The sequence below is a fragment of the Aerosakkonema sp. BLCC-F183 genome (genome assembly GCF_041929145.1).
Lineage (GTDB): Bacteria > Cyanobacteriota > Cyanobacteriia > Cyanobacteriales > Aerosakkonemataceae > Aerosakkonema.
This window is the reverse complement of sequence record NZ_JBHFNU010000061.1, coordinates 54049-64893: the sequence shown is the minus strand read 5'-3', so window position 1 is coordinate 64893 and position 10845 is coordinate 54049. Positions and strand designations below refer to the sequence as shown.

General features: G+C 47.0%; 7 protein-coding genes. All 7 read right to left on the bottom strand.

Translation table 11 applies throughout. The features are described from left to right. Positions 1 to 189: 189 nt before the first annotated feature. A complete protein-coding gene (locus tag ACE1CD_RS17500; protein ID WP_374825760.1) occupies positions 190 to 573 on the bottom strand; it encodes a nuclear transport factor 2 family protein in 384 nt (127 codons plus the stop codon). A gap of 114 nt (positions 574 to 687) precedes the next feature. Then, positions 688 to 960 carry a hypothetical protein gene (locus ACE1CD_RS17495; RefSeq protein ID WP_374825758.1) on the bottom strand — a complete coding sequence of 91 codons (273 nt, stop codon included), beginning with the start codon at positions 958 to 960 and terminating at the stop codon, positions 688 to 690. A gap of 74 nt (positions 961 to 1034) precedes the next feature. Then, positions 1035 to 1895 carry a tetratricopeptide repeat protein gene (locus tag ACE1CD_RS17490; protein WP_374825756.1) on the bottom strand — a complete coding sequence of 287 codons (861 nt, stop codon included), beginning with the start codon at positions 1893 to 1895 and terminating at the stop codon, positions 1035 to 1037. A gap of 23 nt (positions 1896 to 1918) precedes the next feature. Continuing rightward, positions 1919 to 3106 carry a cytochrome P450 gene (locus ACE1CD_RS17485; RefSeq protein WP_374825754.1) on the bottom strand — a complete coding sequence of 396 codons (1188 nt, stop codon included), beginning with the start codon at positions 3104 to 3106 and terminating at the stop codon, positions 1919 to 1921. Between the two features lie 50 nt (positions 3107 to 3156). Further along, positions 3157 to 3951 (bottom strand): SAM-dependent methyltransferase, encoded by a 795-nt coding sequence (locus ACE1CD_RS17480; RefSeq protein WP_374825752.1) that lies wholly within the window; start codon positions 3949 to 3951, stop codon positions 3157 to 3159. A gap of 347 nt (positions 3952 to 4298) precedes the next feature. Continuing rightward, complete coding sequence (locus tag ACE1CD_RS17475) at positions 4299 to 5510, bottom strand: NAD(P)/FAD-dependent oxidoreductase (RefSeq protein WP_374825750.1); 1212 nt, start codon at positions 5508 to 5510, stop codon at positions 4299 to 4301. Positions 5511 to 5769: 259 nt separating this feature from the next. Next, complete coding sequence (locus ACE1CD_RS17470) at positions 5770 to 10818, bottom strand: ATP-binding protein (RefSeq protein WP_374825748.1); 5049 nt, start codon at positions 10816 to 10818, stop codon at positions 5770 to 5772. Positions 10819 to 10845: the final 27 nt, after the last annotated feature.

Below are 10845 nucleotides of genomic sequence, written 5' to 3'. Positions count from 1 at the left end.
CCTGTAAAATGGGGATCTTGCCTGCCCGGTTCCAAGTTTATTCACATTCACCTACTGACTGTTTCTGAAACACCCTGTTATAGAAAAATGTGCAGTTACCTACTTTGCTGGATCGCTTTCTCAAGCATCAGAAGTAGGTCTGCACCGAAGATTTTGCTTTGAACAATTAAATTTGGATATATCTGTTATCTACGGAGAACCATAGATGGCATGAAATTTAACAATTTTGCCATCTTTCAAAGTAACGAAATATGCAAAGCTGCCTTCCACAACACGACCGCTGTGCTTGAAACGGAGTTGCTCATGCCCTTTAACGATCACCTTATCGCCTTGGGTAATGTAGTCTTCGATCTTATAGCCGCTTTGTACTTCTGTTAACTCACTGAATTTGGCAAAAACCTCTTTAACCTTTTCGCGACCGTGATAGTGACCGACAAAAGGGTCATCAATCGATCCAGACACAATCCATTCTACATTCTCTGCCAAAAGTTCTTCTGGCGGAGTTGGGAGTTCGCCTTCGGTATATTCACCGACTATTTGCTTGACAATCCTTAAGTTTTCTTGCTCTGCCATAATAATTATCTACACCTTGCTAATGACTCAATTGTGGAGGTGCTAAATCGCTGAACGGCTGTTTTTACAGCCATCAAAGCACCAAAGGTTAAGTTACTATCATCTCAAGCCTTTTTAAACCTCTGGATCGGGTGTTGTGTCTGGATCGGGTGTTGTGTCTGGATCGGGAGAAGGATCGGGATCGGGTTCTCGATGAATCATCGACAATACAGGCAGTTCTTCTGCAAAAGCAGCCATAATTTTAGCTCTTTCGCCGCTCTTGACAATGGCTTGCTCGACTTCACTTAACCCCGCCGCATCCATTACGGCGCTGGGAGACTGGGCAAATGCAGCCTGTTTCTGGGGGTTGGTGGCCAAATCGGTCAATAACTCGTATAGCTTGGTCAAAATTAGTCCCTCTTTAGGTAGGTGCAAATTTTTTGACTGTATTGCTTGAGTTATACCACTATTAAGCTTCAATCTCAACGATTTTTGCAATTAGTTAAGACTTGAAAACGGGGATCGCTGTGCAAATTAAACCAAGCCGGGTCATTACGCACCATCTCGACGTTGAGGTCGTATTCAACGGATATAGCTGCTTGCAAATAGTTCAATGCTTTGTCGAAGTCCCCCGCCAATGCAGCCAAACCGCCCAATGCGTAAAGGGCGATATCGCTACCACCGTACCATTTTAGATTTTGGATTTGGGATTTTGGATTGGCAGTTTCGTCGGAGTTAGACAGAAACCCGGTTTCTTTGAAAAACCGGGTTTCTTCTGCATCCACCATTGACTGCAAGACAGTCCGCGCTCGATCGATTTCGGTTTGCGCTTTTGCCAATCCTTGCCAAAGAGTCTGGTTAACAGCAATGCAATAGACAGCAAGAGGGTCATTCGGTCTTGCTGTCAAGGTTTGCTCGTAACATTCCATTGCTTCGGCGTACCGTCCCAGTCGCATGAGGGGAAAACCGCGTTCGTTACCCCAATACTTACCGATCGTCTCATCAAGTGCGATCGCACGATCGAATTCCACCACTGCTTCAGCATAGCGATTGGCAATACTGCACATAACGCCCCGATAAGCATAAGCCCAAGCATAATCCGGTTTGAGTTCGATCGCTTTGTTAAAATCTGCCCATGCTTCCTCATAACGCAACAACCGCCGATAAACGACGCCTCGGTGTGCGTAAGCCCAAGCGTAATTTGGCGAAAGTGCGATCGCTCGGTTAAAATCTGCCAATGCTTCCGGATAGCGTTTCATCTGACGGTAGCTTTCACCTCGTTGGGCAAAAGCTTTGGCATTGTTGGGGTTTTGGGCGATAGGGATTGTATGGGAGTGGTTCATAATCGAGATTGGGGGATAAGTCTTCAAAAAGTTAGCGGTAGCGAATTAAATCCTCTAAAAAGCAAGCCGGGATTCCATTCTGGTGTATCGTTAACCAATCGTAAATTCGGCATTCTTTGAATTACAGTCAGGAAAGCAATCTCCGCTTGAATGTAGGTGAGGGTAGCGCCCAGACAAGCGTGTGCGCCGTAGCCGAAGGCGAGGTGATGGTCGGCGTTGCGAGTGATATCCAAAACGTCGGGATTGGGAAATTTCTCCGGGTCGCGATTGGCGGAACCGATTAAAGCGATAACTGTTTGGCCTTTTTTAATTAGTCGATCGTACAGAAAGAAATCTTCCCTAGCAAAACGAGTGGCAAATTGAGCCGAACTTTCATAACGCAACAATTCTCGCAAAGCATTTGGCATTAAAGATGGGTTGTTACGCAAGATTTTCAATTGGTCAATATGCTTTAACAACAAGTATATTCCATTGCCCAAAAAATTGCGAATCGAAGCATATCCAGCCGCAATTAATTGGGAAGATTGGGCGATAACTTCGTCAGTTGTCAGGACAGAATCTTCTTCGGCGTGAATCAAAAAACTAATCAAATCCTCGCCCGGATTCTGACGCCGTTCTGCAATGATAGTACGAAAATATTCGTTGAGAGCTATCAAACTTTTTTGAGCTTGGCGTGCCAATTCCAGCGTAACTTGCGGCGCATCTGCTATGATGAGAATATCTTCCGACCAGGAGATGAAATCATCTCGATCCTGGGCATCTACCCCCAGCATTTCCGCCATCACCAGCATGGGGAAAGGCAGGGCAAAATCGCGCATCAAGTCGAATTCTCCGGTAGCTTGCACGCGATCGAGCAGCAAATCGGTTACTTTTTGAATCCGGGGTCGCAGATTTTGCAGCGCCATCTTAAACCCTTTGTTCATCAGCTTACGGACGCGATTGTGTTCCACACCATCAAGAGATAGCAACCACATCCCAAAAATGCGATTGAATTCGGCAAATTCTCCTTGCATTTCAGGGGGAAAATCGGCAAAAAACAAGTCGCTTTGTTGGGCGGAAAGACGCGGGTCGCGCAAAGCATTGACAACATCGTCATAACGTGGTAATAGCCAAGCTCCGCCCAAAATATCAACCCAATGGATTGGGCTGTGCGATCGCAGTTCGCTGTAAGTTGGGTAAGGGTTGGCGATAAATTCGGGATTGTCAAACATTTTGGATTTTGGATTAAGGAAAAGACAAAAAGATTTATTCTCCCACTCCCTCACTCTCCCGCTCCCCCTCTCTTCCCCATTCTCAAACGCGCCATCATTTCGCGATCGAGCGGTGCTGGGCCAAATGGAGGTACGTAAAGGGTCGAAACCGGAGTAACTTTCGCTTCTGGTAGTTTGGATAGAGAAACGCGCTGGATAACCGGTTCGCAAATTGGGTAATAAACGGCGGCTTCGTAGACGATCGCTTGCCACTCAGGACTATAATGTGTCTGCAAAACTTCTGCCAAGACGGTTAATCCGTGTATATGTCCTCCTTCTTGATAGAAACCGAGATTGCCGATCGTGGCAATTTGCCATAAAATCAGGGCGCTGGTGCGATCGAATTTACGCCGCCGAATCAAGAAATCGGTCGCTTCAAAACTTTGGCATCCGTTGACACCAGGGTCGAGACCGATGTCAGCAAATAAACAATCCTCTGCGGAAATCCCCGGTAGCATCTGCGCCCGAAAGCCTTCCTGATGGGCTTGTCGGATCGCTCCGTGGGCTGGATCGGCAAATACACCGGGATGTCCGTAAAAAACAGCACACACATTCAAACCTTGGCGCACTTCGGTGAGGATGCGATCGACCATCTCGCGATAGGTTTCTTTTCTGCGAGTGCGATCGGTATTATAAGGTATAGCTTCGCCGGTGGGATTGAGCGATCGCAACCATTTGGCGGTCACTGGGTCAGCTACGGCGAATAATAGTTTCTCCGCTTGCACAATATGAGCTTGCGCTGCTAAAGTCAGATGACCGACCAGTTGAATGCCAGTACCGACTACTGTTAAAGAACCTGTTTGCAAATTAAAAACTCCTTTTGTGTCGTCGGGTTAGGGACTAGAGCGCCAGTCCAGTAAAAGATGTTGACAAAAGCAACATAATATGTTTTAGCTTTAGACCCTGGCAGGGCGAAGCATTTGGACAGAAAATCTTGGGTTTTGTGCCATAAATTGTCGCCCAAATGCTTCGCCCCTACATAACACATATTTCGTCCTTTTTGTCAATTTATTCTACTGGACTGACGCTCTAGGGCGTCGGGAAAGTCAAAAGTCAAAAGTCAAAAGTCAAAAAGAAAAGGGAAAATATTAATTCTTTCGCTCCCCCGCTCCCCCGCTCCCCCGCTCTCCCCCTCTTCCCTCTTCTCTCTTCCCTAATCCCTAGACCTATGCCAAAACGATTGCCATTTGAACCACAATCGGGCCCAAAACACTTTTGATAATTTACCAAATTGATAGTAAAACAGGATCGCAACTAAATCCTGGGCGGTTAATAAATTTAAATAGTCGATCGTGCGATCGATCGCAGCGTCGCTGTCTTGCAAATATTTTTTGATGCCGAGAGTTTCGGACACTTTCCAGGTATGATAAAATGTTTTATACATGGCTTGACGGTAACCTCGAAAATCAGTGATTTTTTGATGTAAATATTGGTCAATATAATCGCCAGCAATTTCCGTTCCATGTAGAGCGTGCCTGATGCCTTCCCCACCCAAAAAATTCACAGTCGATACGGCATCGCCAATCGCAATAACATTATCTTGATAATAAATATCTTGCAAACCGCGACTGTATTTAAGCGTCGAACCGTGAACATCAACAAGACGATAATCTTGAGTTTGAATATATTCTTTAATTATCAGATCGATATAATATTTGAGCGGCTGCATTTTGTGCATTACTTCCGATTCCAGATTGAGGATGCCAGCGCCAACTTTTAACTGATTTTTCGACATAGGAAAAATCCAAGAATATCCCTTCGGCATCCACTTATAACCCAAAAAGAAAGTCAGGGTTTCCGCATTAGGCGCATAGTCGCGATCGCTCACTTCGATTAAATATTCAATTCCCGTACCGCTAATCAGATCGGGGCGATCGGCGGACTTGGGCTGCATTACCGCTCTAGCTGGGCCAGTGGCATCAACTAAAACTTTGGTACGCACTGTTATTTTTTCAGTTTCAGATTTAAATTGCAGTTCCACCAAAACTTCGGCGTCAGTGCTGGTATGTTTAACATAGCGACAGCCCATCCATACTTGAGCGCCAAAAGCGATCGCATCTTCAGCTAAAAAGTCTCGCAACTTCGCAAAATCCAACACCGCACCCAAAGGACGATCGCTTGACCAAACGCCATGTTTATTAGTAGTAACGATCGCAAGCTGGTGCCAAAAGCTGCCAACTACTGTTTCCGGCAGGCCAAACTTTGGTAATGTTTCTAGAGGAGTACCAGCACTAGAAAAAATATTTTTCGCGAAACTTTCGTGCCGTTCTACCAGCAAAACTCGCCACCCAGCTTTGGCCAACAAACGAGCGCAGTGACCGCCAGCAGGCCCACCACCAACAACTACCACATCAAAACTGTTCATCCAAAGTCATCGAAAATTGCCGATCGCTTTACTTTAGCATTACTTGTTACGCGCAGGGGGGGCAGGGGGGCAGGGGTGCAGGGGGGCAGGGGGGCAGGGGTGCAGGGGGGCAGGGGGGCAGGGGGGCAGGGGGGCAGGGGTGCAGGGGTGCGGGGGGGCAGGGGGGCAGGGGGGCAGGGGAGAGAAGAGGAAAAATAGAAAGGGGGTAAATAACCAGGATTTGATATCAATCGTAGTAGATCGATAGCGCGAGACACTATTAATCAATCAAAGCTGCAACTACCCTAACTAACTCTTGTGGATCGACAGGTTTGGAAATATGCTTTTGAAACCCCGCTTTCAAAGCTTGTTGTTCGTTGACTTCGCCTGCATAAGCAGTCAGTGCGATCGCTCGAATCTGTTTGTTGTGTGCTGTCTGCCATGCTTTGACTTGACGCATCAACATATAGCCATCCATTTCTGGCATACCGATGTCACTGAGCAAAATATCCAGTTCGGTCTCTGCTAATACTTGCAGTGCTTCTTTTGCCGATGCTGCGGCAATTACACTGGCTCCAGCTTGTTCTAGCACAAATATATAAAAATCACGGGTATCTACCTCGTCGTCTACAACTAAAATGCGAATACCCGTCAGGATGCGATCTTTTTGGAGAGAATCGGAGACAGAGGGATTGTTGTTTGTTGTGGAAGTTAATTCTTTCTTGATGAGCGGTATTCTGACTGTAAAAGTGCTGCCTTTCTCTTCACCAGAACTTTCGGCCCAAACCGTGCCGCCGTGAAGTTCTACCAAATGGCGCACAATAGCTAACCCCAAGCCTAAGCCACCGAACTTGCGAGTAGTCGAACTATCAGCTTGACGGAAATAATCAAATACATAAGGGAGAAAATCAGGGTTAATCCCTTTACCTGTGTCAGTAACAGTAATCTGAGCTTGAGTATCGATGCACTCTAGACGAATATCAAGTTGTCCTCCAGAGGCAGTAAACTTGACCGCATTCGATAACAGATTCCAGATGACTTGTTGCAAACGACCGGAATCTCCCAACACTTTTCCTACAGAACGATCCAAGATGGTGCGGATTTGGATTTCTTTTGCTTCTGCGGCTAAACGCACAGTCTCCATTGCTCCCTCAATTACAGTGACTAGGTTAACCGGAGACATATTTAAGTTGAGCTTACCTCGCAAGATCCGAGAAACATCTAACAAATCGTCAATCAGTTGAGTTTGCAATCTGGCATTGCGCTCGATCGTGGTGAGTGCTTTTTTGATTCCTTCTGAGTCAAACTCGCGAGTTTGCAACAGTTTTACCCACCCCAAAATCGGATTGAGAGGCGATCGCAACTCGTGGGACAGCACAGCCAAAAATTCATCTTTGATGCGATTGGCTTGTTCCGCTTCCTCCCGTGCAGCTTGTTCTTGTTGGAGAATGCGATCGCGCTGTTGCTCTAGTTGTTTTCGATCCTCAATATCCGTTGCTGTACCAAACCATTTGACAATTTGACCTCGATCGTTTTTCAGAGGTACTGCTTGATGCAAATGCCAGCGATAAACTCCATCTACCCGTCGCATCCGACCTTCAGCTTGATAGTAAGTGCCATTTTGTTGAGCGAAAGCCCAATTTCGATCGAGAATAGGTATATCTTCGGGATAAATAACAGCTTCCCAACCTTCAGTTTGCACTTGTACCAGCGTTAAACCTGTGAAATCTATCCAGCGTTGATTGAGATCGAGCAGCACTCCCTCGGCGTTGGCAGTCCACACCAATTGCGGAATCGATTCAGCTAAATAGCGATAGCGTTCCTCGCTCTGACGTAGGGATTCTTCAGCTTGTTTGCGATCGCTGATATCGATCGCAGTTCCCAAGAAGCCAACAGGTTGTCGGGATAATCCCTCTCCCTCGAATTGCACTTGTCCGTTAGCGAATACCCATCGCTCAGTTCCGTCATCCCAGACAATCCGATAGTCAATGTCGTAAGTACCGGAAGAGTTGGGAGCGAGTGCAGCATTAATAGCATTTGCGACTTTTTCGCGATCGTCGGGGTGAATGCGTTCCATCACTCTCGCTAGGGGAATTGCGATCGCATCATCCGACTCACCCCAAATTTGACGCATCCGTTCGTCCAGTTCGACGAGGTTAGTGGTGGGGTCGTAGCGCCAAATGCCAAGCTGACCGATCCTAATTGCCAGTCGCGCACGCTCTTCGCTCTTTCGCAATGCTTCTTCTGTCTGTTTGCGATCGGTGATGTCATTAAAAGAGATTGCTATACCATCTTCTAACTTGACGGTCATATTGCGGAACCATCCGATAATTCCGTCAGCTTCGTAACAAAGTTCGATATCGTGTGGCTCTCCAGTTTCCACCACTCGCACGTATCGTTCAAACAGTTCGCTATTCATTTTGTTACCTGGGAGAACTTCCAGTAAGCGTTGACCTGTTAATTGACTAGCAGAACGCTTGAGAATTTCTGCTGCTTTGGGATTGACATAAATCCACTCAAAATCGACGATCGTTCCGGCTTCATTGCGGATACTTCGCAGCAAGGTAAAAGCATCAAGTGACAATTCCTGGCTGATGCGAAAGCGTTCTTCACTTTGACGCAAAGCTTCTTCTGCTTGTTTGCGAGCGGTAATATCGGTTACAAATAGTGCAATTCCTTCCGATGAAGGGTATATATGACTCTCAAACCACCGATGCCAACTTGGATAAAAAAACTCAAAGCGAACATCTGTTTGCTGTGCTACAGCCCGATGTACTTCTGTCTCGAATCGACTGCCGCTCAGATCGGGAAATATTTCCCAAATACTTCTGCCTAATAAATCTTCTCTACGCAGACCAACTGTTTCCAGTACGCGATCGTTGACATAGGTGTAGCGCCACTGGCGATCGAGTGTATAAAATAGGTCATTAATATTTGCCAAAACATTTTCCAGATCTTCCTGTGCAGTTTGGGCTTCCACTCGGAGCTGCTGCTCTCGTTGGGCTGCTTCTTGCCGCAGGCGAGACAGTTTTAACGTTCCTTCTACCCGCGCTAGCAATTCGCGAGCAGAAAAAGGTTTAATTAGGTAATCATCGGCTCCTGCTTCCAACCCTTCGATGCGGGATTCTTCTCCAGCACGAGCCGATAGTAAGATGATAGGAATGTCCTGAGTATTCGGGTCGGTACGTAGCGATCGCAGTAGCTCAAATCCATCCAGTCTCGGCATCATTACATCGGTCAATACCAAGTCGGGAGGACGATCGCGAATCGCATTTAAGGCAGCCAAACCATCAGCAACGGTTTCCACCTCATATTGCTGGCTCAAGAGCCGCTTGACGTAGTTCCGCATATCGGCGTTGTCATCAGCCAGAAGGATTTTGGATTTTGGATTTTGGATTTTGGATTTTGGATTGTTGGTTTGCCCATCGACTTCAACATTTTGGGAGTTTGAAGCGGTGTTATTCAATCCAAAATCTAAAATCGGCAATCCAAAATTATCTTCTGGGAGCCAGCGCAATGCTTCCTCGACGTAAGAAGCCGCGCCTGTTGCTGTAGAAACTAGAGTGCGAGTTGCACTGATGCGATCGCTTGGTAGGTGACTTGTTCCTATCGGAATGGAAACGACAAAGCAAGTACCTCGATCTACTGCACTTGTGACATTAATTTCACCACCATGCAGTTTGACTAATTCTTGCACTAAGGAAAGACCGATACCAGATCCTTCAAATGTGCGTCCTCTCGCTCCCGGTACTCGATGGAAACGTTCAAACAAATGCGGAATTTCATCTGCTGGGATGCCGATACCTGTGTCTTTTACGATTAATTGGACGCGATCGTCAGCCGATTGCAACGCCACAGTAATGCCACCTGCCAAGGTGAATTTGAAGGCGTTGGAGAGCAGATTTAGAAGGATTTTCTCCCACATTTCTCGGTCTACGTACACGGGTGAGGGTAAGGGAGGACAGTTGACAACAAGCTGCATTCCCGCTCGTTCGATCGCAGAACGAAACACACTGGCTAACTCGGCGGTAAAAGCTGATAAATCGGTAGGTTCGTAAACTGCTTGAATGCGTCCGGCTTCAATGCGGGAGAAATCCAGTAGGGTATTGACTAGCTTGAGCAAGCGGAGGGAATTGCGATGAACTGTTTGTAGCTGTTCGCGTTCGTTCGATCGCAAAGATTGTTCGTCTTCGCTTAACAAATCTTCTAACGGCCCCAACATCAGGGTGAGGGGGGTGCGAAATTCGTGGCTGACGTTGCTAAAAAAGACGGTTTTAGCGCGATCGAGTTCTGTTAGTGCTTCGGCTCGTTTTTTTTCTTCCTCGTAAGCAGAGGCATCTGCGATCGCAGTGGCAACATGACTGACAACTAAGTCAAAAAAGCCGCGATATTTATCGTCAAATTCTCGTCGCGGACTAATACCGAGAACTAGCAATCCAGCTAAGTGTTGTTTTTGACCGGATTGTGCAATGGGTAGGGCGATCGCACAGCGAGATGGTTCTTCCCACGCGCCACCTGGGAGAAAGCCAAATTGGATGGTTAAATCGTCGATCGATTGCGCTTCATTCGTTCTCTGAACTTGAGATAGTTTCCAGCGATCGTTTCCCAAGGTTAAGTCCACCCGTTCCGGACTGGCAGGTGTTCCGACGGCAATTCCCGTTGTTCCCACCAATTGAGCTTGTTTTCCTTCACCTTCGACCAAGTACAGTAGTGCAAAGGGAATATCGTAGGGGTTATTTGCCAAAGTTGTACAAGTAGCGCGACAGGTATCTTCTACCGACTTGGCTTCTGCTGTATTTGCTGCCAGTTCTCGCAGGGTACTGAGTCTTCGTTCTCCAATCACTCGCTGAGTTGTTTCGGTCACGGCTGTAAACGCGCCGCCTACTTCCCCGCTCTCTAAAAAGATCGGACTGTAAGAATAGGTAAAATATGCTTCTTCGATATAACCGAAGCGATCGACCAATAGCAAGGTATCATCTGACCAAGTTGCTTCACCGGTTTCCAGTACGCTGTTAAGCTGTGCGCCAATAATATCCCAAATCTCCGACCAAATTTGCTCACCGGGCTTGCCTAACGAGTTGGGGTGCTTAGTGCCCAGAATCGGTCGCCACGCATCGTTGTAGAGCAAGATCAGTTCTTTGCCCCACCAGATTACCATCGGAAAGCGGGAGTTCAAGCAAATGCTTAAGGCAGTTTTTAAGCTTCCAGACCAAGATTCGATCGCACCTAGCTTTGTAAGCGACCAATCATAGGAGCGAATTAATGCCCCCATTTCGCCTCCGCCCGCCAGAAGCTGCCGTCCAACTAACGCTTCCCGCTCTCGATTCATATTTATTTACTCCGCTCGATCGAAAAT